Origin of the sequence: Paracoccus aminophilus JCM 7686, assembly GCF_000444995.1 — a bacterium.
GTDB classification, from domain to species: Bacteria; Pseudomonadota; Alphaproteobacteria; order Rhodobacterales; family Rhodobacteraceae; genus Paracoccus; species Paracoccus aminophilus.
The window spans coordinates 2,730,465-2,755,928 of the sequence record NC_022041.1 but is presented as its reverse complement, the minus strand read 5'-3'; the positions used below and the strand labels follow the sequence as shown (position 1 = coordinate 2,755,928).

35 protein-coding genes are annotated in these 25,464 nt (G+C 62.9%); 19 read left to right on the top strand and 16 right to left on the bottom strand.

What is annotated here, in order from left to right; all coding sequences use genetic code 11:
* Positions 1–52 precede the first annotated feature (52 nt).
* The 4 genes from JCM7686_RS13450 to JCM7686_RS13435 form a co-directional block, all read right to left on the bottom strand.
* The gene (locus tag JCM7686_RS13450; protein WP_020951357.1) at positions 53–508 is read right to left on the bottom strand and encodes a GNAT family N-acetyltransferase; all 456 of its coding nucleotides are present in this window, start codon (positions 506–508) and stop codon (positions 53–55) included.
* A complete protein-coding gene (gene tsaB / locus JCM7686_RS13445; RefSeq protein ID WP_020951356.1) occupies positions 505–1,095 on the bottom strand; it encodes a tRNA (adenosine(37)-N6)-threonylcarbamoyltransferase complex dimerization subunit type 1 TsaB in 591 nt (196 codons plus the stop codon). The genes JCM7686_RS13450 and tsaB overlap by 4 nt, the downstream gene beginning before the upstream one ends.
* Positions 1,088–1,645, bottom strand: coding sequence for a NifU family protein (locus JCM7686_RS13440; protein ID WP_020951355.1), 558 nt, complete (start codon positions 1,643–1,645; stop codon positions 1,088–1,090). The genes tsaB and JCM7686_RS13440 overlap by 8 nt, the downstream gene beginning before the upstream one ends.
* Positions 1,646–1,774: 129 nt before the next feature.
* The gene (locus JCM7686_RS13435; protein WP_020951354.1) at positions 1,775–2,230 is read right to left on the bottom strand and encodes a universal stress protein; all 456 of its coding nucleotides are present in this window, start codon (positions 2,228–2,230) and stop codon (positions 1,775–1,777) included.
* A 156-nt stretch (positions 2,231–2,386) separates the two neighbouring features.
* Between JCM7686_RS13435 and JCM7686_RS13430 the strand changes: the two genes are divergently transcribed.
* The gene (locus tag JCM7686_RS13430; protein ID WP_020951353.1) at positions 2,387–3,136 is read left to right on the top strand and encodes a sugar transferase; all 750 of its coding nucleotides are present in this window, start codon (positions 2,387–2,389) and stop codon (positions 3,134–3,136) included.
* Between the two features lie 50 nt (positions 3,137–3,186).
* Here the strand turns inward: JCM7686_RS13430 and truA are convergent, their stop codons facing one another.
* From truA to JCM7686_RS24735, 12 genes are all read right to left on the bottom strand, one after another.
* Positions 3,187–3,993: a tRNA pseudouridine(38-40) synthase TruA gene (gene truA / locus JCM7686_RS13425; protein WP_020951352.1), complete on the bottom strand. Its 807-nt coding sequence runs from the start codon at positions 3,991–3,993 to the stop codon at positions 3,187–3,189.
* Positions 3,994–3,999: 6 nt separating this feature from the next.
* A complete protein-coding gene (locus JCM7686_RS13420) occupies positions 4,000–4,989 on the bottom strand; it encodes a 5-bromo-4-chloroindolyl phosphate hydrolysis family protein (RefSeq protein WP_020951351.1) in 990 nt (329 codons plus the stop codon).
* Between the two features lie 263 nt (positions 4,990–5,252).
* Entirely contained in the window at positions 5,253–6,308 is a 1,056-nt protein-coding gene (locus tag JCM7686_RS13415) for a tyrosine-type recombinase/integrase (protein ID WP_020951350.1), read from the bottom strand.
* Positions 6,197–6,505 (bottom strand): helix-turn-helix domain-containing protein, encoded by a 309-nt coding sequence (locus JCM7686_RS25185; RefSeq protein ID WP_084621166.1) that lies wholly within the window; start codon positions 6,503–6,505, stop codon positions 6,197–6,199. The genes JCM7686_RS13415 and JCM7686_RS25185 overlap by 112 nt, the downstream gene beginning before the upstream one ends.
* Positions 6,505–8,616: a DNA cytosine methyltransferase gene (locus tag JCM7686_RS13410; RefSeq protein WP_020951349.1), complete on the bottom strand. Its 2,112-nt coding sequence runs from the start codon at positions 8,614–8,616 to the stop codon at positions 6,505–6,507. Before JCM7686_RS13410 ends, JCM7686_RS25185 begins: the two co-directional genes overlap by 1 nt.
* Positions 8,613–8,816: a hypothetical protein gene (locus JCM7686_RS13405; protein ID WP_020951348.1), complete on the bottom strand. Its 204-nt coding sequence runs from the start codon at positions 8,814–8,816 to the stop codon at positions 8,613–8,615. Before JCM7686_RS13405 ends, JCM7686_RS13410 begins: the two co-directional genes overlap by 4 nt.
* A 169-nt stretch (positions 8,817–8,985) precedes the next feature.
* Positions 8,986–9,186, bottom strand: coding sequence for a hypothetical protein (locus JCM7686_RS13400; RefSeq protein WP_041527367.1), 201 nt, complete (start codon positions 9,184–9,186; stop codon positions 8,986–8,988).
* Positions 9,186–9,389 (bottom strand): hypothetical protein, encoded by a 204-nt coding sequence (locus JCM7686_RS24465; protein WP_020951347.1) that lies wholly within the window; start codon positions 9,387–9,389, stop codon positions 9,186–9,188. The genes JCM7686_RS13400 and JCM7686_RS24465 overlap by 1 nt, the downstream gene beginning before the upstream one ends.
* The gene (locus tag JCM7686_RS13395) at positions 9,389–9,637 is read right to left on the bottom strand and encodes a hypothetical protein (RefSeq protein ID WP_020951346.1); all 249 of its coding nucleotides are present in this window, start codon (positions 9,635–9,637) and stop codon (positions 9,389–9,391) included. Before JCM7686_RS13395 ends, JCM7686_RS24465 begins: the two co-directional genes overlap by 1 nt.
* Entirely contained in the window at positions 9,634–10,035 is a 402-nt protein-coding gene (locus JCM7686_RS13390) for a hypothetical protein (RefSeq protein ID WP_020951345.1), read from the bottom strand. Before JCM7686_RS13390 ends, JCM7686_RS13395 begins: the two co-directional genes overlap by 4 nt.
* Positions 10,036–10,271: 236 nt before the next feature.
* Positions 10,272–10,592: a helix-turn-helix domain-containing protein gene (locus JCM7686_RS25180; RefSeq protein ID WP_407946438.1), complete on the bottom strand. Its 321-nt coding sequence runs from the start codon at positions 10,590–10,592 to the stop codon at positions 10,272–10,274.
* Between the two features lie 330 nt (positions 10,593–10,922).
* Positions 10,923–11,339 (bottom strand): DUF4145 domain-containing protein, encoded by a 417-nt coding sequence (locus JCM7686_RS24735; RefSeq protein ID WP_158442367.1) that lies wholly within the window; start codon positions 11,337–11,339, stop codon positions 10,923–10,925.
* A gap of 4 nt (positions 11,340–11,343) precedes the next feature.
* Here JCM7686_RS24735 and JCM7686_RS24730 point away from each other — a divergent pair, with 4 nt between their 5' ends.
* The 18 genes from JCM7686_RS24730 (at position 11,344) to JCM7686_RS13290 (ending at position 25,420) form a co-directional block, all read left to right on the top strand.
* Positions 11,344–11,784: a hypothetical protein gene (locus tag JCM7686_RS24730; protein WP_158442366.1), complete on the top strand. Its 441-nt coding sequence runs from the start codon at positions 11,344–11,346 to the stop codon at positions 11,782–11,784.
* Positions 11,781–12,134 carry a hypothetical protein gene (locus tag JCM7686_RS13370; protein ID WP_020950742.1) on the top strand — a complete coding sequence of 118 codons (354 nt, stop codon included), beginning with the start codon at positions 11,781–11,783 and terminating at the stop codon, positions 12,132–12,134. The genes JCM7686_RS24730 and JCM7686_RS13370 overlap by 4 nt, the downstream gene beginning before the upstream one ends.
* Before the next feature lie 283 nt (positions 12,135–12,417).
* The gene (locus tag JCM7686_RS13365; RefSeq protein WP_041527362.1) at positions 12,418–12,717 is read left to right on the top strand and encodes a hypothetical protein; all 300 of its coding nucleotides are present in this window, start codon (positions 12,418–12,420) and stop codon (positions 12,715–12,717) included.
* Positions 12,710–13,039 carry a hypothetical protein gene (locus tag JCM7686_RS13360; RefSeq protein WP_020951340.1) on the top strand — a complete coding sequence of 110 codons (330 nt, stop codon included), beginning with the start codon at positions 12,710–12,712 and terminating at the stop codon, positions 13,037–13,039. The genes JCM7686_RS13365 and JCM7686_RS13360 overlap by 8 nt, the downstream gene beginning before the upstream one ends.
* The gene (locus JCM7686_RS13355; protein ID WP_020951339.1) at positions 13,032–14,168 is read left to right on the top strand and encodes a DUF7146 domain-containing protein; all 1,137 of its coding nucleotides are present in this window, start codon (positions 13,032–13,034) and stop codon (positions 14,166–14,168) included. Before JCM7686_RS13360 ends, JCM7686_RS13355 begins: the two co-directional genes overlap by 8 nt.
* Positions 14,165–16,009, top strand: coding sequence for a DNA primase family protein (locus JCM7686_RS13350; RefSeq protein ID WP_020951338.1), 1,845 nt, complete (start codon positions 14,165–14,167; stop codon positions 16,007–16,009). Before JCM7686_RS13355 ends, JCM7686_RS13350 begins: the two co-directional genes overlap by 4 nt.
* A 454-nt stretch (positions 16,010–16,463) precedes the next feature.
* The gene (locus JCM7686_RS13345) at positions 16,464–17,267 is read left to right on the top strand and encodes a hypothetical protein (RefSeq protein ID WP_020951337.1); all 804 of its coding nucleotides are present in this window, start codon (positions 16,464–16,466) and stop codon (positions 17,265–17,267) included.
* Between the two features lie 135 nt (positions 17,268–17,402).
* The gene (locus tag JCM7686_RS24040) at positions 17,403–17,741 is read left to right on the top strand and encodes an HNH endonuclease (RefSeq protein WP_041527361.1); all 339 of its coding nucleotides are present in this window, start codon (positions 17,403–17,405) and stop codon (positions 17,739–17,741) included.
* Entirely contained in the window at positions 17,728–17,949 is a 222-nt protein-coding gene (locus JCM7686_RS13335) for a hypothetical protein (RefSeq protein WP_041527360.1), read from the top strand. Before JCM7686_RS24040 ends, JCM7686_RS13335 begins: the two co-directional genes overlap by 14 nt.
* Before the next feature lie 153 nt (positions 17,950–18,102).
* The gene (locus JCM7686_RS13330; protein ID WP_020951335.1) at positions 18,103–18,585 is read left to right on the top strand and encodes a hypothetical protein; all 483 of its coding nucleotides are present in this window, start codon (positions 18,103–18,105) and stop codon (positions 18,583–18,585) included.
* Positions 18,572–20,275, top strand: coding sequence for a terminase TerL endonuclease subunit (locus tag JCM7686_RS13325; protein ID WP_020951334.1), 1,704 nt, complete (start codon positions 18,572–18,574; stop codon positions 20,273–20,275). Before JCM7686_RS13330 ends, JCM7686_RS13325 begins: the two co-directional genes overlap by 14 nt.
* On the top strand, positions 20,275–21,522 hold the full coding sequence (locus JCM7686_RS13320; protein WP_020950737.1) for a phage portal protein: 1,248 nt from the start codon (positions 20,275–20,277) through the stop codon (positions 21,520–21,522). Before JCM7686_RS13325 ends, JCM7686_RS13320 begins: the two co-directional genes overlap by 1 nt.
* Positions 21,500–22,345, top strand: a complete 846-nt coding sequence (locus JCM7686_RS13315; RefSeq protein WP_020949981.1) for a head maturation protease, ClpP-related — start codon at positions 21,500–21,502, stop codon at positions 22,343–22,345. Before JCM7686_RS13320 ends, JCM7686_RS13315 begins: the two co-directional genes overlap by 23 nt.
* Before the next feature lie 12 nt (positions 22,346–22,357).
* The gene (locus tag JCM7686_RS13310) at positions 22,358–23,647 is read left to right on the top strand and encodes a phage major capsid protein (RefSeq protein ID WP_020949982.1); all 1,290 of its coding nucleotides are present in this window, start codon (positions 22,358–22,360) and stop codon (positions 23,645–23,647) included.
* A 69-nt stretch (positions 23,648–23,716) separates the two neighbouring features.
* Complete coding sequence (locus JCM7686_RS13305) at positions 23,717–24,205, top strand: hypothetical protein (protein ID WP_020949983.1); 489 nt, start codon at positions 23,717–23,719, stop codon at positions 24,203–24,205.
* The gene (locus JCM7686_RS13300) at positions 24,202–24,708 is read left to right on the top strand and encodes a head-tail connector protein (protein WP_020951333.1); all 507 of its coding nucleotides are present in this window, start codon (positions 24,202–24,204) and stop codon (positions 24,706–24,708) included. The genes JCM7686_RS13305 and JCM7686_RS13300 overlap by 4 nt, the downstream gene beginning before the upstream one ends.
* On the top strand, positions 24,705–25,037 hold the full coding sequence (locus JCM7686_RS13295; RefSeq protein WP_020949984.1) for a phage head closure protein: 333 nt from the start codon (positions 24,705–24,707) through the stop codon (positions 25,035–25,037). Before JCM7686_RS13300 ends, JCM7686_RS13295 begins: the two co-directional genes overlap by 4 nt.
* Positions 25,034–25,420: a DUF3168 domain-containing protein gene (locus JCM7686_RS13290; RefSeq protein ID WP_020951332.1), complete on the top strand. Its 387-nt coding sequence runs from the start codon at positions 25,034–25,036 to the stop codon at positions 25,418–25,420. The genes JCM7686_RS13295 and JCM7686_RS13290 overlap by 4 nt, the downstream gene beginning before the upstream one ends.
* Positions 25,421–25,464: the final 44 nt, after the last annotated feature.

The following is a 25,464-nucleotide window of genomic DNA, read 5'->3' as shown; positions in this document are numbered from 1 at the left end:
GCGGATGATTCCGCAATATAGCTTTGAATTTGGTCGGAGGGGGCCGCAGCCGTCAACCGGGATTATCGGGAAGCAGCTTGCGCGTCAGAACCACTGCGTCGATGCCGGGAGCATAATAATTGCGCCGCCGTCCGGCGGGCTGCCAGCCGCCCCGCGCGTAAAGCGCCTGCGCGGGGGCGTTGTCCGAGGCCACTTCGAGAAAGGCCGTAGTGGCGCAGGCAAGGGCGGCTTTCGCGATGAAGCCCTGCAAAAGCGCGGCGCCGATGCCCTGACGCCGGGCCTCGGGGGCGACGGCGACGGTCAGAAGCTCGGCCTCGTCCAGCAGCACCCGGCCGATCAGAAAGCCCTGCGGCAACTCGATCAGAAAGGCGCCCGAAGTCGCAAGGATGTCGCGGATCTCCTGTGCCGACCACGGCCGGGGGTGGTCGGGAAAACTGGCGGCATGAATCGCGGCCAGTCGATCCAGCTCCGGCCCGGCTGCGGGACGGGCGTCCTCAGGCGTGCTCATGTCAGCATCACCGGGCCGCGATCCTTGGCCGGGGCGGCATCAGCCGGGCGCAGATAGATCGGGGCAGGGCGCGGGCCGGGAGCCGATTTGCGCAAGAGCGCCAGATGGGCAATGCCCTCGGCGATCGGGGTCGGGGTTTGAAGGACGGCGGGGCCTGCAGGCAGTTCGCCCGCTGCGGTCGCGGCAGGCTGGGTCAGCGCGCCTTCCGTGCCGAAATCCTGCCAGATCACATCGCCCGCCCGCGAGGGGATCAGCACGCGGCAGGGCCGGGCTTGGCCAAAGGCCAGCGCCTCGCAAGAGCCTACGCCGATGGCCGGGATCTTCAGCGCGAGCGCAAGGCCCCGCGCGGCGGCGACCGCGATGCGGATGCCGGTGAAATTGCCGGGGCCGGTGCCGACGCCGAGGACCGCGAGATCGGACCAGCCCTTGCCCGCCTCGGCCAGCACCTCTTCCAGCAGCGGCATCAGGCGTTCGGCCTGACCACGCGCCATGTCGTCCTGACGCGAGACCAGAATCCGGTCGCCCCAGAGCAAAGCGGCCGCGCAATGCGCGGCCGATGAGTCAAAGCCAAGGCAGAGATCAGGCAACGGGCCGGACCTCGGTCACCTCGGGGATGTAATGGCGCAGCAGGTTCTCGATCCCCATTTTCAGCGTCAGCGTGGACGAGGGGCAACCGGCGCAAGCGCCCTGCATATGCAGATAGACGACGCCGCGATCAAAGCCGTGGAAGGTGATGTCGCCACCATCTTGCGCCACCGCCGGACGGACGCGGGTGTCGAGCAGTTCCTTGATCTGGTTGACGATATCGCCGTCCGGGCCGTCATGCTCGGTATGGCCGCCAGCGGCGCCCGCACCGTCGAGCGCCGGAGCGCCGGACTGGAAATGCTCCATGATCGCGCCAAGGACGGAGGGTTTCAGGTGATCCCAGATCACCGAATCGTTCTTGGTCACGGTAATGAAGTCCGAGCCGAGGAAGACGCCGGTGACGCCAGCGACGCCAAAGACGCGCCGCGCGAGCGGGCTGGCCGAGGCGGTATCCGCACTGGGGAAATCCGCCGTGCCCTGGCCGAGAACAGTCTCGCCCGGCAGGAATTTCAGCGTGGCGGGGTTCGGGGTGGTTTCGGTCTGGATGAACATGGGCAGCTCCTTTGGCGCTGATATGGGGATTGGCCGGGGGGCAAGTCAAGCTCTCGCGCCCCTGATCGCCGGGCGCGGGGCCCTAGTGATCGCTTGCGTGCGCAGAGAGCCGGGAGCCCGCCCGCCCGATCAGGTGATCTGTTCGAGCCGTTCCTTGGAAATGTCGCCCGGAACGATGGTGATCGGGCAGGGCAGCGTCGGGATCTCGCGGATCAGCCGGGTGATCAGCGGCCCCGGCCCCGAACTTTCGCTGGAGGCCGCGAGCACGACCACGCCGATTTCGGGATCATCGCCGATCTGGGCGAGAAGCTCGGTCGCGGGATCGCCCTCGCGGATGACCAGCTCGGGGTCGATCCCGGGCCGGTCGCGCATCCATTTCGCGAAAACCTCGAAATGGGCCTCGATCCGTTCGTAAGCCTCGGCGCGCATGACCTCGGCCACGCCCATGCCATGCTGGATCTCGCCTGCGGGGATGACGGCCAGCACCTGAACCCCTCCGTTCGTCTTCGCCGCGCGCATGGCGGCAAATCGGATCGCGTTAAGGCATTCGCGGCTGTCGTCGAGTACCACCAGCAATTTGCGCATATTTGCCCTCGGAGCCGTTGCAGATTGAGCGGAGACTGGCCGAAAGGACACGGTCGTTCAAGGACTGACGGACAAATCGTGACAGATCGTTTGCATTTGCCGAGGCCTATGTTACGGCCATTTTAGTGATATGTAAGAGCAGTGCCGAGGGGAATTGTGACTATTCAGCACGACTGGGATCGGGCGGAAAGCCGCAAGGTGGCCACCAAAGCCATCGACCTGCAATGGGCTGCGGGTCGCGAGTTCAACTCTGTTCCCTTTCGCAAGCGCGCCTTCGATATCACCTTTGCCCTGATTCTGCTGGTTCCGCTGTCGATTGTCATGCTGGTCGTCACCATCGTCCTGCTGATCTCGGAAGGTCGTCCGATCTTCTATGTCGCACCCCGGATGCGCAGCCCGAGCCGCTCGTTCAAGCTGATCAAATTCCGCACCATGTTGCGGGCAGAAGGTGATTCGGGGGCGACCGGCGCGCATAAGAACTGGCGCATCACCCGCGTCGGACGCTTTTTGCGCCGCACCCGGCTTGATGAGCTGCCGCAGCTCTTCAACATCCTGCGCGGCGATATGAGCTTTGTCGGCCCGCGCCCGCCCTTGCGTGAATTCGTCGAGCGCTTCCCGCAGCAATATGCGCAGGTGCTGCAAAGCCGCCCCGGCGTCACTGGCCTCGCCACGATGATCTATCACGCCCATGAGGACCGGATCATGGCGAGCTGCGAGACCAAAGAGGCGACGCAGCAGGCCTATTACCGCCGCTGCCTGCCGACCAAGCTGCGCATCGACACGATCTATCAGCGCCGGGCCAGCGTCCGCGTCGATCTGTGGATCATTATGAACACGGTGATGACAGTGATTCTGCCGCGCTGGCAGGGCCGTCGGCCCTGTCGCCGCAGCGACGAAAAGCGCTGAAAAGCGCGGTCTCGTCGCCGCATCGGGGGTAGCTCGGTGTTAAGCGCTCTCTAGTCAGACCAGACCGCGCGCCCCTCGCCTGCCGCGAAGGGATTGGTGGGGTAAACCGCCTCTGTCAGATAGAGCCCCTGAGGCGGGCAGACCGGGCCGCAGGCCGCGCGGTCGCGCGCCTCAAGCGCGGTTTTCACCTGATCGGGCTGCCATGAGCCCGCGCCGACCCGTTCCAGCGTGCCGACGATCGAGCGCACCTGATTGTGCAGGAAAGACCGCGCCGCCAGCCGGAACTGATATTCCGTGCCCGAGGCCAGCGCGATCTCGGTGATCTCGATGCAGTCAATCGACTTCACCGGGCTCGCCGCCTGACACATGGTCGAGCGGAAGGTGGTGAAATCATGCGTGCCGATCAGATGCGCCGCGCCCTGACGCATGGCCTCGACATTCAGCGGGTTTTGCACCTGCCAGACCAGCCCGCGCTCATGGACGACCGGCGCGCGCCGGGCGATCAGCCGGAAGAGATAACGCCGCCCGATTGCGGAAAAGCGGGCGTGGAAATCCTCAGGGACCTCGGCGGCGGCCGTGATCGCAATCGGCGCGGGTTTCAGATGCCAGTTCAGCGCCTGAGCCAGCTTGAAGGGGTCCCAGATCCGCGTCAGATCGGCATGGGCGAGCTGGCCCGTGGCATGGACCCCGGCATCGGTGCGCCCGGCGGCGGCAATGCGCGCCCCGGCAGCGAAACCGGGATCGAGCTGGGCCAAAGCGGCCTCGATCCGCGCCTGCACCGAGGGGTGCTCGGCCTGAGCCTGCCAGCCGGAAAACGAGCGGCCGTCATATTCGATCTTCAAAGCATAGCGCGGCATCGGGACTTATCGTTTCTCGGGCTCGCGGTCCTTGCTCGGGATCAGCAGATTGCCCGGCAGATCCTGCGTGCGGAAATCGAGCGCAGGCGGCTCCGCCGGGGTCTGGACGCCCTCGCGCGCCAGCCGGTCGCGCAGCACCTGCATCTCGATATCAAGATTGGTGCGGCTTCCCTCGATGAGCTGGCTGGTGCGGGTGGAGAAGTTATTCTCAAGATCCGCCAGCAATTGCTCGTAATCCTGCCGCGCCTTGGGGTCGCGGGTCTGGGTATAGAGATCGGCGAATTTCACCGTCGCATCGCGCGCGCCCATCAGATAGACGCCGAGATAGCGGCGGGCATTGGCGATATCGGCGGGGTTGTCCTCGATCTGCTTGAAAAGCTCGCGCGCGGTTGCCCCGAACATATGGACGCGCGCCTCAAGCCGGCGATCGCCAGTGCGCAGGATCGCGTCGCGCATCGCGCGCAGGTAATCCTCGCCCTCGGCAATGATGCGGGCGGCGCGATCTTGCTGGAAGGTGTCGACCCCCTCCATGCCCTTGTCGGTCATCGGGTCCGAGCCGAAGCTCAGCCAATGCAGGACCACCCCGGCGACGCCGATGATCCCGGCCCCGGCGGCAGCGGCGCTGCCCGGTTCGAGCGAGCCCACGGCAAGGCCAAGCCCGGTCAGGATGCCGCCGAACAGCTTGCGCGGGATCGCCGGGCGGCGCGCGGCGCGGCGTGCGTCATAGGCGGCTTCGGCTTTCAGCCCCTCGCGCGTCATCCACATGCCGCTGGCCAGAAGGCCAAATCCGGCAAGGCTGGTCGCCATGGTCAAGGGCGAGTGGAAAAACGCCCCGATCAGCAAGGGCGAGCCCATCAGCGTCACCCAGAAGGTGCGCGATTCCAGCGGATGGTGCCCCTCTTTGGGCGAGGGGCGGGGCAGGTTGCGCGGATCGGTGACCGGGCGGTCATCCTCTTGCGGTTCGGGAGAATATTTCCCGCCATATCGCTTGGCCATGACGGTTCTCCTCAGGCGGCGCCGGCAATGGCCGCATAAAGCGTCAGCCCGAGCAGAAGGTAGAAAGACAGGCGTTGCTTGGCACGGGGGGACATGGGCATCCTTTCGGTCTTCTCAGCCGGGACAACACTGCAAAGCGGCAGCCTGTTCCACGGCCCGGTGGTCAGAGCCGGGAGGATTGGAGCGGGTGATGGGAATCGAACCCACGTATTCAGCTTGGAAGGCTTGCTTCATGCCGTATAACCTCATGAATGATATAACGTCTACTGCTTTCTTCGGGACTTTCTTCGGGAAACCCCCATCATGCTGACACTGTCGAGGGCGTCGGCGAGATCATTGTCGAGCACATGTGCATAGCGCGCTGTCGTTTCCACGTTGCTGTGACCAAGCAGGCGGCTGACCAGTTTGAGATTGCCGGTGTGCCTGAGCAGGCGGGTGGCAAAGGTATGCCTCAGATCATGAAACCTGAAGTCGTGGATCTCCGCTGCCGCTAGGGCCGCGCGAAACTCTTCCATGATCCCTCCACCGTTCGGAACGATCTTGCGCCGCTGATTTTTCCGGTTTTGAACCTCGAAGGTGAAGACATAGCGAGAGTGATCCGGGAGCTCTGACCTCGGAAGATCTGCCAGCAGAGCGGCGATCTCCTTGCTGATCGGGAATTTCATGGTGCCGCCACCCTTGAGGTGAAACATCATCCGCTTGTTTGCCTGATCGATGTGAGACCATTCCAATTCCGTGATTGTCGAAAGGCGGGCGCCTGTCAGAAGGGCAAAGGTCACAAAGGGCCCCAGATCAGGCCTCAGATGTTTAAAGAGCTTGCTTTGCTCTTCGGGCGTAAGCTCACGCACCCGCTCTTCTGGCTCGGCCGTCTGAACTGTCTTGAAATCGATCTTTGGCATCTCTGCCCCGTGGATGCTGACCATATGGCGCATCGATCGAGCCAGCATCTGAAGCTCGCGGTTCACGGTGGCATTCGACACGGTTGCTCGGCGCATCGCGACATAGCGCATCAGACTGGCATTGGTGATCTCGTCCATCTGTTGCGATCCCTCGATGACGCTCAGGATCATTTTTGCCTGGCTGCGGGCAGTCCGGGCGCTGGGTTGGTGTTGACAAACATCCGTCCAATAGGTCCCGAGCGCTTGAGAAATGCTGAAGCGTCCAGTTACCTCTGGGGCATTGCGTGCCTTGACCCGCTCAGCAGCCTCTACGGCCTTGGCCTCTTCATAGTCTTCTGTGCCGCAAGAGCCATGAAATCGAAGACCCCTGACTTGGAAGTCGTAGTGCCAGAAGCGCGTTCCTTTCGGGCGGTGCGGCATTCGGTATGTCCTTCAATAAAGTTTGTGAGATCGTCCGGGCGGTAGCGAATCGTCCCGCTGGTCAACATCACAAAAGGCAGGCCGCGATTTCGCAGGCGTTGTAGGGTCTTCGTAGAAATCCGCAGCGCCCTCGCGGCTTCGGCAGGTGTCAACAGGGTCAGGGTGGTCGCTGCGGCCTGCTCGAGACTCGAAACCATCACCCAACCCTCCTGTTTTCCTCGATGACCAGATGCTGGCAGTTCGCCGCGACGATGGCGGCGGCGAGCGGCGGGCAAACGCTGTTGCCGCAGCAGCTGACCTGAACGTCTTTCGCGAAGCCGCGCCATTGCGGGTCTCCGCTGTCCTGACCTTCCCAGACGCCCTCAATGACGTAGTCCTCCGGAAAGCCCTGCGCGGTGAAGAGCTCGCGCGGGGTGAGCATCCTCATGCCGATATCGACCACCACAAAGGTGTCGCCGTCGTGCTCGAGGGTGACGAACTCGCCGCCCTGCCATGCCCCATGTGCGCGCAGGAATTCGGCCACGGCCCGCGCACGGTCCCGATGCTCGGGGCCGAAGGGCGGCGCTGCCAGCTCGGCCTGCATATGGGCTATGCGGTCCTTGACGGTGATCGTGTGGCAGGGCTCGTCCGTCCGCGCGCCATCGCCAGTGCCGTAGTATTTTGCGAACCATGCCGCGACCGGGGTCTGATGACTGCCGGATGCGGCGATGGTCGATATCGGCTGGCCGATATCGTGACCAGCATGGGCCTCCATGCGGGGCCCGCCGTTGTGCTGGGCGAGGAAGGCCGCGAATGGCGCGTGCTTGGCGCCGCCGGCGACCACCGTACCGAGCGGCGCGCGGATATCGAGCGCACGCGGGGCTTGGCCGTCGCGCTCGCCATAGCCGGTCTGGATCATCGACGCGGCGATCAGTGTCAGACCTGCGCCTCCAGCGGTGATCGTATGAGTCGGCTCATCCGCGCCCTGCCAAGGCTTCTGGCTGTTGCGCATGGTTGCGAGGAAGGGGGCAATCACCGCGTGCTGGATCCCGCCCACGGTGACGGTGCCCAGAGGGTCAGCCAGCGGGTATTCTCGCCGTCCGCCGCTGTCGCCATGGGCGATGCTCGCCAGATAGGGAGCGAGCACGCCAAGGGGCGCCGCGCCGCCCGGCTGCTTGATCCAGCTATTGGCCGTGACCGTCGCTATGGCATCGCGCAGGTGCTGCCGGGTCGCGCCGCCGTTGAAGCGGGTGATGCTGGGTGCGATCAGCGCGCTGTGCCCGCCGCCAGCAAGGACGGTCGGATGCGGCGCGTCTACCGGGCGGTCGCGGCGATCCGTGCCCTTCAGGCTCATCAGATGCGGCCCGAGCGATGTCCGCGACTCATATTCAAAGCCGCCCACGCTTGTGACCTGAATATCCACCACGGCCTTTTCGCCCCGATGTGCCCCAGTGATCGTCTTGATCGGCTCGGCCAGATCCTCGACCCGCCCGCCGTGGGTCAGGTTCACAAGGAATGGGCTTTCGGCCTCGAGCACATAGCGCTTCATCCCGCGAGCAATCCGCGCCAGCGTGTTCGACGCGAGCGGCCGCTTGGCGCGAAGTGAATGCTTCTCCATGATCTCAGCCGAGCTGTCGAAGATGCTGGGGCATGGCAGCGACCAGTCAATGCATGCGGCGGCTGACCGCCAGGGCAAGAGCTTGCCTTTCCGCACCTCGGAGGATTGCGGATCGCCATGGGTCGGTTTCGGCCAGACGATTGGCCGACCATCACGCCGGGCCACCATGAAGAACCTCTTGCGGATCGTGGGCGCGCCATAATCGCAGGCGCGCAACTCCCGCCATTGCATCCGGTATCCAGCCCTTTTGAGGCGGCGTGACCAGCGCTCGAACTCGATCCCGGCCAGTTCCTTGATGGGCTGGCCGTCGTTGTCGATCGGCCCCCAGGTGCGGAATTCCTCAACATTTTCGAGGCAGATTACATCGGGCTTGGCGAACTCGGCCCATTTGACCACGACCCATGCCAGATCTCGGATGTTGCGGTCGCGCGGCGCGCCGCCTTTGGCCTTCGAGAAATGCTTGCAGTCCGGGCTGGCCCAAAGCAGGCCAACATGTCGGCCTTTGGTGACGCTCAGCGGCTCGACATCCCAAATGTTGCTGTCGAGGTGCAGCGTTTCGGGATGATTGGCAGCGTGCAATGCCAATGCCTTTTCGCTGTGATTGATCGCGACATCTGGCGAGCGACCGAGCGCGAGCTCGATCCCGGTGCTGGCCCCACCCCCGCCGGCAAAGCTGTCGACGATCATAGGCAGGTGCGGTTGATAGGTCATGCCTTGTCCTCCGCACGCCACATGCGCTTCTGAGCGCGCTTCATGATGGTTTGACGCTCCGCGACATTGCGCGCGAGAATGGTTGCAGAGCGATCGATCCGCTCGTTCAGGACGCTAAGTCTTTGTTCTTCCTCGGCAGTTGTGAAGCGGTTCCACCGCGCGTCCCCCGAGGGTTGCCGGACAAGGCGCTGTTTTTTCATGTGCTTTCCCTGCCTTTGCTGGAATTTGCGGGGTGTGAGGGTCGGGGGACAGGTGGATAATCGCCCCCGAGGTCACCCGGCCTCGGGGGCTTCCTGCTGCGCCAAGGGAGGAGGTGCGCAGCGGGAACTTGGCGCCGCCGGGGCTGCCATCCCGTCGGCTCTGCCGCGCTCAGTCGGTGAACTGGGCGGGGCAGGTCTCTGGATCAGGGTTGGCGGGGCCGAACTCGGCGTGAAGCGCCGCGATGATTGATGTCGTGACCCGATGTGCGGCCTCTACATCCAGCACATGCACGGCGACCTGCAGGATGTAGAGACCGGTCAGGTTGTCGACGATCCAGCCGTTCCGGTCCGCGCGAAACCGGGCCGCCATCACAGCGCCCCCTCGGCGATCTGGCTGTTCGGCGCGGTTATCGCGGTGATGATGGCGCTGCCCAGAGCGCTGTCGCGCAGCCCCGGGACCTCGTGCAGCGCGCGCCGCAGCAGGTCCTCGGTGATCAGCATCCGAACTGCCAGCATCGGCAGTTGTGCGGCAAACTCGGGGCCCATGAGCTGCGTGGGTGACGTTTTCGACATCAGCGCACCCCCTCGACCAGCTGCTCGACCGAGTGTCCGCGCGTTTCCAGCGAGGTCGGCGCGACGAATGCTTGCACATCCGCCCAGCTGATCGCGCTGCCCGCGACGTGCCAGGCTGTGACGATGATGATGACCGCGGAGATGGTTGCGGCGACCAGTGCTACCGCGCGGATCGCACCGGAGAGCATGGCGCCGATGCGCGGGACCGGGCGGGCGGCTGGTTTGGCCGGGTGGGCGAGGGCGATCATGCTGACGCCCCACAACCATTGAGGATGTTGAGCGCTTCTTTGATGCGCGTGCCCTTACTGTCCCAGGTGTTGGTGAGCGCAGCGACGGCGAGCTCGACCATAGCTTCCACTGGAAGATCATCGTCATCGCCGTCATCGGCAAGCTCGACAAAATCGATCGAAGCGACCTGTCGAATGTCGATCAGGCATCGGCAAAGCCCGATGATGAATAGTCCCCAGCTCTGTGGGCCAGTGCCCTGGTCTGACGCCACAGCGTCAAAAATCGCAGTGAAGGCTTTCCGCGAAATGCCTTCGTATTCCGCGTAGTCACCATTGCTGAAGCGGATGACCAGATTGCCGACCGGAGCGACAGCATCTCTCGTGGTGTCGGCGGAAGACAGGACGGTGGGAATGTGCATGTGCGGGCTCCATCCGGTTGGGGGATGGGGCATTTGTGAGTGTGAAGTGTCACACTGTCAAGCTAATTAATGTGAACTATCACACATATAATATCCGAAGAATCGTCATCCGTAGTTGCTCATCGATAGGTTGTTCACATATCGTTCCATGGTTGTTTGAAGATTTGGGATAGGAATGATGTCGCCATCGCTCACTAGGGCTACGGACTATCAGATGGCGCTTGCGTTGATCGCACTCAGCCCGGCGCCCGGGGAAGGCTCAAAATTGCCGCTGCAAGTCGCTCTTGATCGGCTTCGTCATATTGAGCGAGGATCTCTGCAAGGCGTGGGGCAAGAGAAGGCTGCGGCGCTGAGCCTGTAAGTGAGTCTAAGCCCACGTTTAGGGCCTTCGCTAGAGCGTAAGCGGTGGAAAGCTTAGGACTTTGAGCCCTGCCTTCTAGAAGGTCGGTCACGGCCCGCCTGTTGAGGTTCGCGCATATCGACAGGCTCGCAGGATTGTAACCCTGCGCCGCCATTTCGGCCTTTAAGCGCAACCTGAAAACTTCATTCACATCCATACTGCCTTGTATCGGTGTGAAGCATCGCAAGCGAATGTGAAGTTTCATCTTGCATGGTGTGAAGTATCACACTAACGATGGGAGCATGAACAAGGAAATTTGCCTCCTCACTGAAATGGAAGACGCCGCAGACGAGTTTGGTCTTTCGGTGAGCACTCTGGGGCGTCTTGTCGGGCAAGGCGGGCGCTTTTACTCGCGCCTGAAAGCAGGAAAGCGTTCTTGGCCTGAAACTGAGGAGCGTGTGCGAGCTGCAATACAGGCTGAGCGTTCTCGGCGCGCGAGAGCTCCGCAACCTCCCGAGGATGCAGTATGAGCCTTCATCATCCCGCGTCACGACACGCCTGGGCCATCCCCGGCGCGCTTGGCTGCTGCATCGGCAACGCGCCCGGGAAGTTCAAAGAGGTAAGTCAGCAGCAGGGTCGAAAACTCTGCTCCGGCCTCAACGTCCGCTGGTTCGGGGTCATCCATGTCGTGGATCTGATTTCCCAAGAACCGGATCTCGTGCATCAGCCCGATCAGGGCCGGCGGAAGAGCGTTCTGCGCGGCGAGCTTTTCGACCTTGGCATAGATCATGCCCTTTTCGTCCGGCGCAATCAGCTTCAGCGCCCGGTCAAGCGCCGTGCGGTAGTTGCTCGCGGCGCTGAGATATCGCTTTTCGGCGCGGTTTGCTTCGCCTTCACGATAGGCGCGTTCGACCGCCTCCGGGACATACAGGATCGTTCGTGGTGCAGGAAACGCCGGGGACATTCTGATGACCGTGAGCAAGTCAACAAGCTTCTTTCTATCTTCGCGGGTGATGTCGAGGCTATCGCCTGCAAGAACGCGATCGGGCAATGGCGGGGAAATACAATACAGCGTCACTCCCATTTTGCACTTGTTGCAGGTGACGAAAACGGAACTGCGCGTGGGCTCTGCGGGCGCGATGACACAGATCGTCGCCGCGACATTGCGTGTGGCGCAGTGCGGGCAGTCAATGGGAATTTGTGACATGAATAATGGGGCCTTTTTCTTGAATGATGCCTTGGCGCGCTTTGCCGATCCTGCGGAGTTTTGCCGCTTGTTGGCAATCGCTTACAGCACTTTGACCGAAGAGCAGCGGGTGGGTTTTGTCCATGCGCTTATTGCCGAGATCGCCGCACGCGAAGTTATGGCGAGAGCGCGTCATCGCAGACCCCCCGAGGACGCGGCATGAGCGTTCGCCCTGCCGCATCCTCTCTCCGTTCTGATGATCGTCCTTCTGCACGGGGACACAACAGCACAGGACTTTCTGAAATGTCTTTCCGAAAATGCAGCGGCGAGGAAGCCGAGCGGGCATGGTTTGCCAGCTTGCTCTGGCGCGCCTTCCCAGAGGCGCAATCCGAGAACGATCTGGCGGAACGCGCTGCGGAGGTCCTGACCTCTGATCGCCGTCCTGTCACGTCGCGTACGGTGCGCAACTGGCTGCGTCGGGAAAACGCACCGCATTTTCGCTATGTGCTGAAGGTTGTCGCCTTGGTCGGCGCCGAAGCGGTGTTTCAGATCATCGATCCGGAGGCGGAATGATGCGGGTGCTCTGGCGCATGGCGCAGCGATATTACGCGGCCCGGCATCGCCGGGCGCTTCGGGTGGCGGGTCGCTCGGCTGCCGATGCCGAATGGTTCAAATCGCAGTCGGAAAGATTTTTCCAACGGATCAAGGGCGCAAGCCGCGAATAACCCGGAGATTTTGCGGCCCTCCGGTTTCGTCACCGCCCAGCCTGTCCGGCTCCGGTGACCACCTGCTGGGCGGTCTCTGCTCAGATCGCCCAGCTTTTTCCAAACGAGCGCAGAAGCGCGAGGGACAGGAAATGCAGCATCACCATTCAGAACAGATCCGGATAGGTGCCCGCATCGCGACGATGGCGGTTGCCTTCCAAGCCAAATCCAAATTGGTCGATCCACGAACACTGGCTTGCGCAGTTCGCCGCGTCGATGAGGCCTACGGGCCTGAGCATCATCTTGCAGTCGATTTGGCGAAATTCGCCTCGTGCTTTCCTCAGCTCCGCCAATCTCCCGACGCCCTGATCGGCGCAGGAGAGCGTCTGATGTCGTCAGTTCTACGTGCCTCGTGGCCGCTCCAGTTGGAACGGGCCGATATCTATGGCTGAGCCTCTGAAACTGTCGATCGCCGATCATGTCCTGATCCATGCTCTCGGCCTGCTGTCGCGGCCTGAGATCATCGAGGCCCATCGGGCGGATCTGGATTTGCAGGTGGATATCCTGCGCAGCGTCTTGCCGATGGCCTCGAAGGGCATTCTGACGCTGCGCCCATTGATCGAGCTTGGTTCACGATTTGCAGCGGCGACGCCACGGCGACCAGGCTTTTACGGCCCGCTGCATGAGCAGGCTGGACTGGCCATGAACCGTTGGGACCGCCAGCGGATGGCGGATGCCTGGGACCGGATTCAGGGGGGCGGGCGCGATGCATGACGATCACCGCCTTGCCGAAGCGCGGGCCATGGCGATCGCGGATGTGATCGCGCGGCTGGAGATCGTCAATCTCGTGCGCGCTGGCGGCGAGATGGTCGGCCCCTGTCCGAATTGCGGTGGCCGGGATCGCTTTGGCGTCAATCCCCAGAAGAATATCTTTCAATGCCGGAAGGACTGCTCGCCCCATGCCAAGGGCGATCAGATCGCGCTGGTGCAACTCGCCCTTGGCGTGGATTTCCGCGCAGCGCTGGATTGGCTCTGCGGACCGGCGCAAGGCCTCAGCGATGCCGAGCGCGAAGATCGCCGCCGCAAAGCCGAGGCGGCGCGCGAGAGGCAGGCGAGTATCGGGGCACGCGAGCGCGAAAAGACCATCAAGGCCGCGCGCGATATCTGGTTCGCATCCAAGGATGCCGAGGGCTCGCTGGTGCGGGACTATCTCTGCCGTCGTGGCATTCCCGCAGCGTTGCTGTCGAGCATCCCGCAGACCGTGCGGTTTCAGCCCGATGCCAAATATGTGCATCCGATTCCCGGCGAGCGCAGCAAGTGGCAGACGCTGCATGTCGGGCCAGCGATGATCTGTGCGGTGGTGGACGCCGGAAATCGAGTGACGGCCGTGCACCGGACGTGGATCGACCTCGATCAGGCAAAGGGAAAGCTGATCCTCTCCAACCCGGCAAAACCGGAGGAAACGCTGCCGTCGAAAAAGGTTCTCGGCTCGAAGAAGGGCGGCGCGATCCGTCTGACCGGGCAGAGGAACGCCACGACCATGATCATGGCCGAGGGGGTGGAAACCACCCTTTCCGCCCTGATCGCGGAGCGCCAGCCGCGCCAAGCGGCCTATTGGTGCGGCGTCGATCTGGGCAACATGTCGGGTCTGCGCGAGCGCGGGCCGGGCAAGAAATACGCCGGTTTGCCCGACATGACGGACAGTGACGCCTTTGCGCCGCCGTCGTGGGTCAAGCGGCTGGTCTTTGTCCAGGACGGGGACAGCGATCCTCGCCTGACGCGAGCGCAACTCGAGGCGGGCCTGCGGCGCGCGATGATCAAGAACCCCGGCTTAAAGGGGCAGATCGTGCATGCCGGCGCAGGTCGCGACCTCAATGATATCCTGATGGGGCAGCATCAATGAGTTTGGATGATGAAGATTTCGGGGGCGTTGAAGAGGTCCGCAGCCTCATGACCAACGCCGAGGATGTTTCGTTGCCGGATGGCATGTCGTCACCCGGCTCGGGCGAATATGACTATCCTGAGGATTATCTCCCCCCTCCGCCCCCGCCGGAAGATGGAGCCCCGCAAGATGACGGGCCCGAGGATCCGGTCAGTCGCGCGTCACGCGAGCCGCTGAACGATCTTGGCAATGGGCGCCGCTTTGTGATCCATTTCGGTGACGATGTCCTGTTCGTCTCTCAGGTCGGGTGGTTCGTCTGGGACGGTGCGCGCTGGCACAAGGATGATGAGATCAGCCGCGATGTCTCGCCGCTGATCCGGGGCCGGGCGCAGAAAATGTCGGGCTTGATCGAGCAGGAAATCGATTGGCTGCAGCCATCGCCGCGCGATCGGCAGTTGCTCAATGAAGAGCGCGATCAGCGCAAGCGCCGTGCCGAGATCGAGGCCACGCCGGACTATGCAGGCGATGAAAGCCTGATGACCGAGCTGTCGAATATCGCCGGGCGTCTTCGCAGCATCGATTCTGCGCTGAAAAACCACAAATCGCTGATCGGCCGCCGCCTCACCCACGCCAAGAACGCGGGGAACTCCGGTCCGATGTCCAACCTGATTGCCGAGGCGCGGGTTATGCTCGCCAAATCGGTCGACCAGATGGACAAGAGCGATCTCGACGTCAACACGCTGACCGGTGTGTTGCGCTTTGAGCGGATCACGGCGGAAGGCATGGCGCCGATGTCCGACGTCAAGCTGATCCCCCATGAGCGCGGCCAGCTGCTGACCAAGGTCATGCCGGTGGAATATGACCCCGAGGCCAAATGTCCGCGGTTCGCTGCTTTCCTCGAACAGATCCAGCCGAACATCGCGATGCGGCAGTTCATTCAGCGTTGGTTCGGCCTGTCGATGACCGGCCTTGATGTCCAGAAGCTGGCCTTCTTCCACGGCGGCGGTGCGAACGGAAAGTCCGTGCTGGTGGACCTCATGGGGCGGATGATGGGCGACTACTCCGCCTCTGCCCGGATCGAATCCCTTACGGGAAAGAACAAGAAGGGTGGCTCGGATTCGCAGCCGGACCTCATGCCGCTGATCGCGGCGCGCATGGTTCGGACATCGGAGCCGGAAGAGGGTGAGCGGCTGCAAGAGGGATTGATCAAGGCCCTGACCGGCGGCGAGCCGATGATGATCCGGGCGCTCTACGCCGACTTCATCACGTTTCGACCGATCTTCAAGCTGACCATTTCCGGCAACCACCTGCCTGATATCCGGGGTGGCGATGACGGGATCTGGCGCCGCCTCATGCTGGTCAACTTTCCGGTCCAGATCCCGGAAGAAAAGCGCATTCCCAAGAAAGAGCTTGATGAGATCCTGTGGGCCGAGCGGTCAGGGATCCTCAACTGGTTGGTGCAGGGCGCGCTCGACTATCTCGAAAAGGGGCTGGCCGAGCCGCAGGAGGTTTTGGAGGCCACCGGCAGCTATCGCAAGGACAGCGACCCGATCGGCACCTTCCTCGCGGACGCCACGGTCGTCAGCGGATATGAGGGCGATTTCATGACCGCGCGCGAGCTGGGTGATGCCTTCAACTATTGGATCGAAGAGCGCGGCGAGGCGCGCTGGGGGCCTCGAACGGTATCAGTCAGGCTCAAGGCAAAGGCTGATGTCTGGCGTCACCCCGAAACGAACAGGACGTTTACCCCAGGCAAAAGCGGTGTCACCGGCTATCGCGGCATTCGCCTTGATCAGACTTTCGCGCAGCGCATGCGTGAAGCGCAGTCACGCGATGCGGGCAATTCGTGGGCGCCGCGATGACCCCGCACCCCATCTCCACTCCATTCGACTGGGCGGGCCTGCGGGCCCGTCGCGCATTTCTGGGGGCAGGGTGCGAGTTTGGGCCGGACGGGCGCGAGCATGTTGGCGTTTGGGCGCGAGACCTTCGCGGGGTGAGGGGGCAGCGCTCCAACAGGATCAAAGGCTTACGGCATGATTATGGGCCTGACGGGCCGGACGGGCCTGAAATCTTGGCATGTATGCGCGCGCGTATTTCTCAAGGGGTTTGGGGGAAGCATCTCCCCGTAAAGGTTCAAATCTCTAGCCCTTCAAGCCCTCAAGCCCAAAAACAACCCTTAACCCATTGAAAAGAAACAAACGAGAAAAGCCGAATGGCCTGATTTTCAAACCCAGCTTCCTAAATCTCAAGCCCGTCCAGCCCAACTCAAGAATGAAGACCACAACAGGTAGCGAAATGAACAAGAGGGACCGCAAAATGATGATCCAAGACAGCCAGCAAGTGGTGTTCTCTGTCGATAGCCGGGGCGTTGTCGCTCAAATGGATTTGACCGCTAGTCGCGAAATTGTCCGCCAACACGCAGCTGCGCAGGCCGCGATCCATGATGCGGCCTGGTCGCGCCGTGCCGCCGTGCTTGACGCTGCCGCGATCCCTGAGGAATGCGGCCCCGACATCATCGCCGCGCCGGCGCGTGGTGGGTTCCGGGTTGATCGCCAGTTCACCATGGTGCCGAACGGGGTCGATGAGAACGGATTGGATAAGTGGGCGGCTGCCCCGACCGGATACGGCCATCGCTCAGCCATCCGCACTGCCGATATCTTCGACCGAATGCGGGCACAGGCTTTGCGCGCGAAGCGCCCGATGGTGTTGACACCGGGGCAGGTGGCGATGGGCAGGCGCTATCGTACGCTGGTCGAAATCCTCAACGCCGACGGCTGCAAGCTCTCCAGCCTCGAAGGCTCCAGCGGATCGTCGGACGGCGGCAACTGGATGGACCGCCGCCTTGAGGTGTCGAGCGAGCTCGCCAAGCTGCGCCGTCGCATCGGTGGCCAGGACGCCTTGATGGTTCGGCGCGTGCGTCCGTCCAAGCGCGCAGTGCTCGCTGCCGGTGAAGATCCGCGTTGCAAGTTCTCAAACCTCGATATCGTCGAGCGGGTCTGTGTCGATGATTTCTCGATCGGCGAAGTGCTGCGCCATTACCGTTGGCAGGCCGATGGGCGTAACAAGAAGGCCCTCTTGGAGGCGCTACGCGGCGCACTGGTACGCATGGAGGGATACTGACGCTGAAAAACGATGCTTGACGCTTATGCCCCTCTATGAGAGATATTTGGATAGTATCTGGAATTGCGCCCGCAGGGATCACCCCTCGCGGGCGCAATTCGTTTCAGCGGGCGCACCGCGATCTTCGGGTGAGTGATGGCACGGCTCAAGCAGTTAACCCCTCGGGTTGGCGCGCTTCAAAAGCGCGTGCCTCAAGCTCAACCGCAGTCCCGCCTCCGCGATCAGGTCTATGCTTGGCGCAAGTGGTACAAGACCGCGGCATGGCAAAGGTTGAGATGGGCCTGCATCGCCTCGGCGCTCTTCACCTGCGCGCGGTGCGGTCGGATCGCCGATAGCCCTGACCTCGTGGCTGACCACATTCGAGCGCATCGCGGGGATGAAGCGCTGTTCTGGGGTCCGGCAAACCTGCAATGCCTGTGCAAGTCCTGTCACGACGGGGCCAAGCAGCGGGAAGAGCGCAATGTCCTGCGATGACCATGTTGATGCTACCGTGTTCTGGATTGCGGTGGCGCTGGTCGATCGGGACGGGAAAGCGCCTGATTGGGTGCGAAGGGTGGTGCGGGAGAAGGGCTGGGGCGACATCGACATAGACGCCGCGAGGATCTGGATCGATGCCAACCCTGCCGGATGTGCCTGTCGCCTGTGCCGACCGACCGGACCCGCGCAGCTGAGCCTCTTCTGACCACGTGCTGCGCAGGTGGGTGCGATCGGGACCGCGATTGGCCATTTCCGGGCGATTCCGTGACATTTTGGCAACATGGGAGGGGGTGGGTCGAAAGTCCGGGGGGCTGATCGGCCTAGACCCGCGTCCCCCTCATCTGGAGATTTTTTTCTCATGGCAGAGGTTTTCGACCTGTTCGGGAACCCCGTTGAAGCGGGGACCGGCAAACCCGGGCGTCCGCGGAAAGACGCAACGCAGGAAGATCGCAATAAAGTCAAACTGTTACTGGCTGTTGGCTGGTCCAATGAGCGGATTGCCAGCGTCCTGCATATGTCGCTGCCGACTTTTCGGCGCAATTTTTTTCAGGAGCTGAAGTTTCGGACGGTGGCGCGAGACATGCTCGATGCCCGGCGCTTGGAGCTTGCGATGAACGCCTCATTGGGCGGGAACGTCGGCGCGATGCGTCAAGTCGATCGCTTGCTCGATCGCTTCGATCAGATGGAGGCCGAACGTGCATATGCGGCAAGCGCCAAGGACAAGGCCGAGCCGAAAGAGAAGCTTGGCAAGAAGGTGCTCGACGACAAGCTGGCGCTCGATGCTGACGCTGCGCTGATGGAAGAGCTCGAGCTAGAGACTAGGCAGAATGTTCGACACTGAGCCGCTTCCGCGTTTCGCCTGTCCCGATTGGTGGGAAAAGCTACAGGCTGGCGAGGTGCCGATCGCGCCCGTGCCGATCAATGCCGAGAAGAAGGCGAAACTCCTTGCCTTCTTCAACCGCCTTCGCCTGCCGGATGTTCCGGGCAATCCGACGATGGCAGAAGCCTGCGGCGAATGGTTCAAAACGATTCTGGTAGCCTTCTTCGCCAGCGAAGATCCCGAGACGCATCGCGAGATCGTCTGGGAACTGCTCTGCATGGTCCCGAAGAAGAACTCGAAATCGACCTATGTCGCAGCCCTTGGCCTGACCGCGCTTTACATGGAGGAAGCGCCGAACCGGCAAATGCTTTTGGTGGGTCCAAGCCAGAACATCTCCGAGCGCCTGTTCTCGCAGGCGCAGGGTATGATCGACCTCGACGAGAAGCTGAAGTTGATCTTCAAGGTGCAGGATCACCTCAAGACGATCACGCGTCGCAAGACGGGAACGGCCCTCGACGTCAAAACCTTCGACACCTCGATCGTTACGGGTGAGATCCCCGTTCTGACGATCATCGACGAGCTGCATGAACTCGGGAAGAAGGCCAAGGCGGCCAAGGTGATGCAGCAGATCCGCGGCGGCGGCATTACCAAGGTGCGCGGTAAGGTCCTGATGATCACGACCCAGTCGGATGAGATGCCGACCGGGATCTGGGAATCGGAGCTGAAGAAAGCCCGCGCGATTCGCGATGGCAAAGGCGGTCGGTCGCCCATCATGCTGCCGGTTCTCTATGAGTTTCCGGTGAAGCAGCAGTTGGACCCGAAGTTCTGGGGGGACCGCGCGAACTGGGCCTTGGTCCTGCCAAACCTCGGACTTTCGATCGATGAAGAGGCGCTTGAAGCCGATTACGAGAACAACGGCAGGATCTCGAAGCAGGTTGAGCAGATCTGGGCCAGTCAGCATCTCAACATCGAGATCGGTGTGGGGATCGGCGGAGATGCCTGGTCTGGGGCCGTTCATTGGGAAGGCGCGAGCGTTCCCGGTCTGACCCTCGATCAGCTGCTCGATGAATGCGAGGTCTGCACGATCGGGGTGGACTGGGGTGGGGCAGATGACCTCGCCGCGCTCGCGGTCGTCGGCAGGCGAAAACGCGACAAGGTCTGGCTTCTTTGGGCCAAAGCCTGGGCGCGCAAGACCGTGTTCAAGCAACGACCGAAGATCGCGGATGCGCTTCGGGGCTTTGAAGAGGACGGCGACCTTTCGGTTGTCGACAGCCCCGAGAAGCAAGCTGCCGAGGCGGCTGCGATTTGCGCAATGGTGAACCATACTGGGAAATTACCAGAGGCGGGCGGTATCGGCCTCGATGTCGCGGGCGTCGCGCTTCTGCTCGATGCTCTTGAAGAGCAGCAAATGGCATCGCCGCTCATCCAGTCGGTGCGTCAGGGGTGGGCACTGCAGCCCGCCGTCACGACCGTGGCATTGAAGCTCGAATCCCGGCGGCTGCTGCACGCAGACCAGCCGATCATGGCCTGGGCGGTCGGCAATGCCAAACAGGAGCTCAAAGGAAACAATTACATGGTGACGAAAGAGGTTTCAGGCGCTGGGAAGATCGACCCCCTGATGGCGGCCTTCGATGCTGCCATGCTGATGTTTAACAATCCACAGCCATCAGGGACCTCGATCTACGAGGAACGCGGAATTTTGGTGATCTGATGGGATACTTCAACCGCCTTGGCGCGGCGCTGCTCGGTCAAGGCGGGGTGAAAGCCGCGGTTTCCGACGGTCCGCCTTCCTATGACCTGAGCGATCCGCGCATCGTGGAGTTGATGGCGGCGCTCAGCCAAACCGAGAGCGGCGGACAGGTCTCGGTCGCCAGCGCCTTGCGCAACACCACGGTGTTTCGCTGCGTCAGCCTGATCAGCTTTGCCATGGGGATGCTGCCCTTGCAGCTTCACCACAGCAAGGACCGCAGCAAGGCGCGCGAGCATCCGCTTTATGCCCTGCTCGCGGTTCAGCCGAACGATTGGCAATCAGCCTTCGACTTCAAGGCGTGGATGCAGTTGCAGGCGCTGGTGCGCGGCGATGCCTTCGCGCTGATCGTGCGCAGCATGGGGCGGCCGATCCGGCTGGTGCCTCTGAAGCCCGGCACGGTGACCGTGGTTCAGCGCGCCGATTGGGCCGTGGATTATCACTATCAGCCCGCGCGCGGCGGCAAGCAGATCTTTGGCGCGAACGAGATCCTGCATCTGCGCGGTCTCTCTGAGGATGGGCTGCGCGGCATGTCCTTGGTCAAACAGGCCGCCGAAGCAATCGGCCTCGCCGCGCAAGCTCAGAAGGCGGCGGGGCGGCTCTTCAAACAGGGCATGATCGTCGGCGGCATCCTGAAGCATCCGGGCAAGATCAGCCCTGAGGCCTTCGCCCGGCTCAAGGCGAGCCTAGAGGATCGGCGCGGGGCAGATGGGGCCTATAAGGAGATGATCCTCGAAGAGGGCATGTCCTGGGATGTGCCGTCCGCAACCAGTCGCGACAGCCAGCATCTCGAGATGCGCGGCATGCAGATTGAAGAGATTGCCCGCGTCTTCGGCGTGCCGCGCCCGCTCCTGATGCTCGACGACACTTCATGGGGATCGGGCATTGACGTGCTCGGCCAGTTCTTCGTGCGCTACGGGCTCGCGCCGTGGTTCACGGCTTGGGAGCAAGCCATCCGCCGGTCGGTCCTGACCGGCGCGGAAAAGGAAGAGCTTTACGCCAAGTTCAATGACGGGGCGCTGCTGCGCGGCTCGATGAAGGATCAGTCGGAGTTCTTCGCCAAGGCGCTTGGCGCCGGGGGGCATCAGCCCTGGATGTCAGTCAAGGAAATCCGCGACCTGCAGGATCTTCCCGAGATCGATCCCAAAGACCTGCCGCCCGCTCTGGGCCAGAGAAAGGAGAAGGGCAATGAGCCTTCGCAAACTGCCTGAGATCGCTGCAGCGCGCCTGCCCACGGTCTGCGCCTTTGAGCCCGATGCCGATGCGGTCGAGCGTTGGAGCCCTGGCATGATGGCTGCGGTTTCGGGCGAGACGACGATCAGCATCCTCGATGTCATCGGCGAGGATTACTGGACCGGTGGCGGCGTGACCTCGAAACGGGTCGCCGCTGCCCTGCGTGCCATCGGCGATCAGGATGTCGTGGTCGATATCAACTCGCCCGGCGGCGACTTCTTCGAGGGCGTGGCGATTTACAACGCCCTGCGCGCCCATCCCCGCAAGGTGACGGTGCGGGTCATTGGACTGGCCGCTTCGGCTGCCTCGATCATTGCCATGGCTGGCGATGAGATCCAGATCGGCAAGGCAGGATTTTTGATGATCCACAACTCCTGGGTCATGGCGATCGGCAATCGTCACGATCTTGCCGATGCCGCGCGGACGATGGAGCCCTTCGACGATGCCATGGCCACGGTCTACAGCGATCGGGCCGGGGCGACGAAAGCCAAGGTCACCGAATGGATGGATGGCGAGACCTGGTTCAACGGCGAGCAGGCGGTGCAAGAGGGTTTGGCCGATGCCTTTCTCGCGGCCGATGCCGTCGCCGAAGACAAGACCAAGGCGGAGGCGGCGCGCGGGGTGAATGCCACCCGGCGCATCGACGCACGCCTCGCCAAGACTGGCATGCCTCGGACGGAACGCCGCGCGCTTCTGGCCGAGTTGAAAGGGGGCACGCCCGACGCTGCCCCGCCCGCTACGCATGACGCTGGCGCACTGGTCGCAGCCCTCGCTGCGGCATCCCTGACAATCCGGTCATAACGGAGGTATCCCATGACCAAACATTTTGCCCCCGCGAAAGCTCGCGGGATTGTCTCCGTGCGTGCAGATGGTGATGCGCTGTCGCTGATCCGGGCGCTGAATTCGGACTGGAAGGCGCATAAGGATGCGCAGGCCGAGAAGGACAAGCAGCTCGCTGCCCGCTTCGACGATGTCGTCACGACCGACAAGCTGGTCAAGATCGAGGCTTCGGTCGGCGCGCTGACCGGGGCGCTTGATGAAGCCAACGCCAAGCTGGCGGCTCTGGCGCTGAACGGGCCCGGCGGACAGGATGAGCGCAGCCAGGAAGAGCGGGAATACTCCGCCAGCTTCGATGCGTGGTTCCGCACCGGCGAGGGCGAACGCGACCTGAAGGCGCTGGCCAAGAACGGCGGGATCAAGGCGGCCTACTCGGTCGGCTCCGATCCGGATGGCGGCTATACCGCGCCGGTGGAATGGGACCGCACCATCACCGACAGGCGGGTCGAGGTCTCGCCCATGCGCCAATATGCGGGCGTCCAATCGGTCTCGGGGCAGGGGTTCAAGAAGCTCTACAACGTCCACGGCACGGGCGCGGCCTGGGTCGGGGAAACCGGCGCACGCCCGCAGACGGCAAGCTCGACGCTGGTCGAATACGATTTTGCCTTCGGTGAGCTTTACGCCAACCCGGCGGCGACCGAGCGCATCCTCGAAGATAGCGAGATCGATATTGCGAGCTGGCTTGCAGGCGAGGTCAACATCGAGTTCGCGCGGCAGGAGGGCCTTGCCTTCATCAACGGCGACGGCGTCAACAAGCCCAAGGGCCTGCTGCGCTATGACGCGGCGACCGAGGCCGCGCTGCCCGTCGCGCAGCGCCACCCGCTCGGCGCGATCGGCGAGGTCAACACCGGCGCGGCAGCAGGGCTGACCGCAGATGGGCTGATCGATCTGATCTATGATCTGCCCGAGGATCGCTCGACCGGGGCGGCGCTCTATGCCAACCGCAAGAGCCATGCTGTCATCCGCAAGATGAAGGATGGCGAGGGCAACTTCCTGTGGTCGCCGCCGTTCCAAGCGGGCCAACCGGCGCAGGTCCTCGGCCAGCCGATCCGCGAGCTCTCGGGCCTGCCCGATGTTGCAGCCAATGCCGTGCCGATCGTCTTCGGCAATATGGCCGAGGGCTATCGGATCTTCGATCGCGTCGGCGTGTCGGTGCTGCGCGATCCCTACACCAACAAGCCCTACATCCTGTTCTACACCCGCAAGCGCGTCGGCGGCGGGCTCTGGAACCCGGAGTGGCTGCGCTATCACCGCGTCGCTGCCTGATCGGGCGGGTCTGCATTGATCGAAGGGGCGGCGCGACCGCCCCTTTTTCTATGGAGAAGGAGGCCAATTATGGCGAAGCTGACCAAGCCCATCACCGGCGTGCCCGATGGTGAAATCTATCCGCGCGTGATCCCGGCAGGGGAAGACTGCCCCGCCTCGCTCGTGACCTATGCCCAAAGCGAGGGCGCGTTCGATCCTCTGCCTGATGGCAACATGCCCCTGACGCTCCGCGCCGACATTCTCGAATCCCCGGAGTTTCAGGCGGTCTTTGCCGAGATGATGCGCGAAGCGAAGGAGGCTGCGGATGAAGCGCTTGCGAAAGTCGATGAGCGCAGCTCCGAGCTGGAGGCACGGTCGAGCGCGCTCGACCTGCGCGAGGCAGATCTCGATGCGCGCGAGGCCGATCTGGCTGCACGTCTCGCTGCCATTGAGGCGCATCCGTCGCGCGACGATGAGGCGGCTCATCAAGCCGCGGATGAAATCGATGCCGCGAAGGGAGAGGCGGCGAAGCCGAAAGGCCGGGCTGGGAAAGCTGAAGCGGGCGAGCCGTCGGCATGATCCCGCGTCTCGTGGTCGCGCCGACCGAGCTTCTGGTCACGCTAGAGGATGCCAAGGCACATTGCCGGATCGACGGCAGTGACAGCAACGCTCTGGTTCAGGGCTATATCGATGCCGCCATAGCCTATCTCGATGGCTATCGCGGCATTCTCGGCCGTTGCATCATGACCCAGACTTGGGAGATCGATCTGCCCTGCCTCGGGCGCCATCGCCTGCCGCTGCCGGATGTGATCGAGGCCAGCGCCGTGGATGCCGAAGGCGAAGAGATCGCCTGCGAGTTAGTGCAAGATGCGCGGGGCAGCAGCGTCATTCTCGCCGGTGCGGCGACGGTGCGCTTTACGGCGGCGCTGCCGGAAGAGCTGCGCCCGAGCCTGCGCGTCGCGGTGCTGTTGCTGGTCGGGCATTGGTATGAGAATCGTGAGGCGGTCACGTCCACGGCGCCGCACGAGCTGCCAATGGCTGTCGATGCACTGCTCGCGCCGATCCGTTGGTGGGCGCCATGACCGCGGGCAAACTCGATCGCCGCATTGCCTTCCAGTCGCCGATCGAGGGCAAGGATGCCGACGGCAAGGTCGTGCAGGCATGGTTCGATGAGTTCACGCTTTGGGCAGGGGTTCGCTATCTCAAAGGCGGCGAGGCGGTGATGCAGGCTCGGCTGGCCGCGCGGGCACCCGTCCTGATCATCATTCGCCGGTCGAGTGATGCGGCCCGGATCACCAATGCCTGGCGCTGTCTCTTTGACAACGAGGTTTATCATGTGAAGGAGCTGCCCCGCATGACGGAGGATCGCGCCTATCTCGAGTTCCTCGCCGAAGCGGTGATCACGCCGTGAGGGCCGGTCGCAAGCTGCGGGTCATGGTCATCGCCCGGATTGAGGCGGCTGTGCCCGCGCTCGCGGGCCGGGTCTATGACCGCCCCACCGAAAAAGCCGCCGCACCCTATGCCGCGCTTGGACCGAGCGATTGGCGGCCAGACGATGCAGAGTGCATCGCGGGTCGCGTGATCTCGCTCCAGATCGATGTTTGGGAGAAAACCGAGAGCAAGGGCGCGCTCGAGGATCTGACCGATGATGTCGCCGCTTGCCTCAAGGGCTGGGCCGATACCGACGCGCTCACCATGCATCCGATCGAGATCGCGCTCGTTCGCGTCATGGATGACCCCGATCCGGATTGGGTCCATGGCGTGGTCCAGATCGAGGTCGAGGTAGAGGGGTAGGATGCGTCTGCTGTCTAATACGATTCCATGCATTTTGTGAAAAC

What these genes read in the sequence shown, in the direction of transcription:
- JCM7686_RS13450 (WP_020951357.1), bottom strand. Translation starts at nt 508, where the DNA reads ATGAGCACGCCTGAGGACGCCCGTCCCGCAGCCGGGCCGGAGCTGGAT.
- JCM7686_RS13440 (WP_020951355.1), bottom strand. Translation starts at nt 1,645, where the DNA reads ATGTTCATCCAGACCGAAACCACCCCGAACCCCGCCACGCTGAAATTC.
- JCM7686_RS13435 (WP_020951354.1), bottom strand. Translation starts at nt 2,230, where the DNA reads ATGCGCAAATTGCTGGTGGTACTCGACGACAGCCGCGAATGCCTTAAC.
- truA (WP_020951352.1), bottom strand. Translation starts at nt 3,993, where the DNA reads ATGCCGCGCTATGCTTTGAAGATCGAATATGACGGCCGCTCGTTTTCC.
- JCM7686_RS13420 (WP_020951351.1), bottom strand. Translation starts at nt 4,989, where the DNA reads ATGGCCAAGCGATATGGCGGGAAATATTCTCCCGAACCGCAAGAGGAT.
- JCM7686_RS13415 (WP_020951350.1), bottom strand. Translation starts at nt 6,308, where the DNA reads ATGCCGCACCGCCCGAAAGGAACGCGCTTCTGGCACTACGACTTCCAA.
- JCM7686_RS25185 (WP_084621166.1), bottom strand. Translation starts at nt 6,505, where the DNA reads ATGGTTTCGAGTCTCGAGCAGGCCGCAGCGACCACCCTGACCCTGTTG.
- JCM7686_RS13410 (WP_020951349.1), bottom strand. Translation starts at nt 8,616, where the DNA reads ATGACCTATCAACCGCACCTGCCTATGATCGTCGACAGCTTTGCCGGC.
- JCM7686_RS13405 (WP_020951348.1), bottom strand. Translation starts at nt 8,816, where the DNA reads ATGAAAAAACAGCGCCTTGTCCGGCAACCCTCGGGGGACGCGCGGTGG.
- JCM7686_RS13400 (WP_041527367.1), bottom strand. Translation starts at nt 9,186, where the DNA reads ATGGCGGCCCGGTTTCGCGCGGACCGGAACGGCTGGATCGTCGACAAC.
- JCM7686_RS24465 (WP_020951347.1), bottom strand. Translation starts at nt 9,389, where the DNA reads ATGTCGAAAACGTCACCCACGCAGCTCATGGGCCCCGAGTTTGCCGCA.
- JCM7686_RS13395 (WP_020951346.1), bottom strand. Translation starts at nt 9,637, where the DNA reads ATGATCGCCCTCGCCCACCCGGCCAAACCAGCCGCCCGCCCGGTCCCG.
- JCM7686_RS13390 (WP_020951345.1), bottom strand. Translation starts at nt 10,035, where the DNA reads ATGCACATTCCCACCGTCCTGTCTTCCGCCGACACCACGAGAGATGCT.
- JCM7686_RS25180 (WP_407946438.1), bottom strand. Translation starts at nt 10,592, where the DNA reads ATGGATGTGAATGAAGTTTTCAGGTTGCGCTTAAAGGCCGAAATGGCG.
- JCM7686_RS24735 (WP_158442367.1), bottom strand. Translation starts at nt 11,339, where the DNA reads ATGTCCCCGGCGTTTCCTGCACCACGAACGATCCTGTATGTCCCGGAG.
- JCM7686_RS24730 (WP_158442366.1), top strand. Translation starts at nt 11,344, where the DNA reads ATGACCGTGAGCAAGTCAACAAGCTTCTTTCTATCTTCGCGGGTGATG.
- JCM7686_RS13370 (WP_020950742.1), top strand. Translation starts at nt 11,781, where the DNA reads ATGAGCGTTCGCCCTGCCGCATCCTCTCTCCGTTCTGATGATCGTCCT.
- JCM7686_RS13365 (WP_041527362.1), top strand. Translation starts at nt 12,418, where the DNA reads ATGCAGCATCACCATTCAGAACAGATCCGGATAGGTGCCCGCATCGCG.
- JCM7686_RS13360 (WP_020951340.1), top strand. Translation starts at nt 12,710, where the DNA reads ATGGCTGAGCCTCTGAAACTGTCGATCGCCGATCATGTCCTGATCCAT.
- JCM7686_RS13355 (WP_020951339.1), top strand. Translation starts at nt 13,032, where the DNA reads ATGCATGACGATCACCGCCTTGCCGAAGCGCGGGCCATGGCGATCGCG.
- JCM7686_RS13350 (WP_020951338.1), top strand. Translation starts at nt 14,165, where the DNA reads ATGAGTTTGGATGATGAAGATTTCGGGGGCGTTGAAGAGGTCCGCAGC.
- JCM7686_RS13345 (WP_020951337.1), top strand. Translation starts at nt 16,464, where the DNA reads ATGATGATCCAAGACAGCCAGCAAGTGGTGTTCTCTGTCGATAGCCGG.
- JCM7686_RS24040 (WP_041527361.1), top strand. Translation starts at nt 17,403, where the DNA reads ATGGCACGGCTCAAGCAGTTAACCCCTCGGGTTGGCGCGCTTCAAAAG.
- JCM7686_RS13335 (WP_041527360.1), top strand. Translation starts at nt 17,728, where the DNA reads ATGTCCTGCGATGACCATGTTGATGCTACCGTGTTCTGGATTGCGGTG.
- JCM7686_RS13330 (WP_020951335.1), top strand. Translation starts at nt 18,103, where the DNA reads ATGGCAGAGGTTTTCGACCTGTTCGGGAACCCCGTTGAAGCGGGGACC.
- JCM7686_RS13325 (WP_020951334.1), top strand. Translation starts at nt 18,572, where the DNA reads ATGTTCGACACTGAGCCGCTTCCGCGTTTCGCCTGTCCCGATTGGTGG.
- JCM7686_RS13320 (WP_020950737.1), top strand. Translation starts at nt 20,275, where the DNA reads ATGGGATACTTCAACCGCCTTGGCGCGGCGCTGCTCGGTCAAGGCGGG.
- JCM7686_RS13315 (WP_020949981.1), top strand. Translation starts at nt 21,500, where the DNA reads ATGAGCCTTCGCAAACTGCCTGAGATCGCTGCAGCGCGCCTGCCCACG.
- JCM7686_RS13310 (WP_020949982.1), top strand. Translation starts at nt 22,358, where the DNA reads ATGACCAAACATTTTGCCCCCGCGAAAGCTCGCGGGATTGTCTCCGTG.
- JCM7686_RS13305 (WP_020949983.1), top strand. Translation starts at nt 23,717, where the DNA reads ATGGCGAAGCTGACCAAGCCCATCACCGGCGTGCCCGATGGTGAAATC.
- JCM7686_RS13300 (WP_020951333.1), top strand. Translation starts at nt 24,202, where the DNA reads ATGATCCCGCGTCTCGTGGTCGCGCCGACCGAGCTTCTGGTCACGCTA.
- JCM7686_RS13295 (WP_020949984.1), top strand. Translation starts at nt 24,705, where the DNA reads ATGACCGCGGGCAAACTCGATCGCCGCATTGCCTTCCAGTCGCCGATC.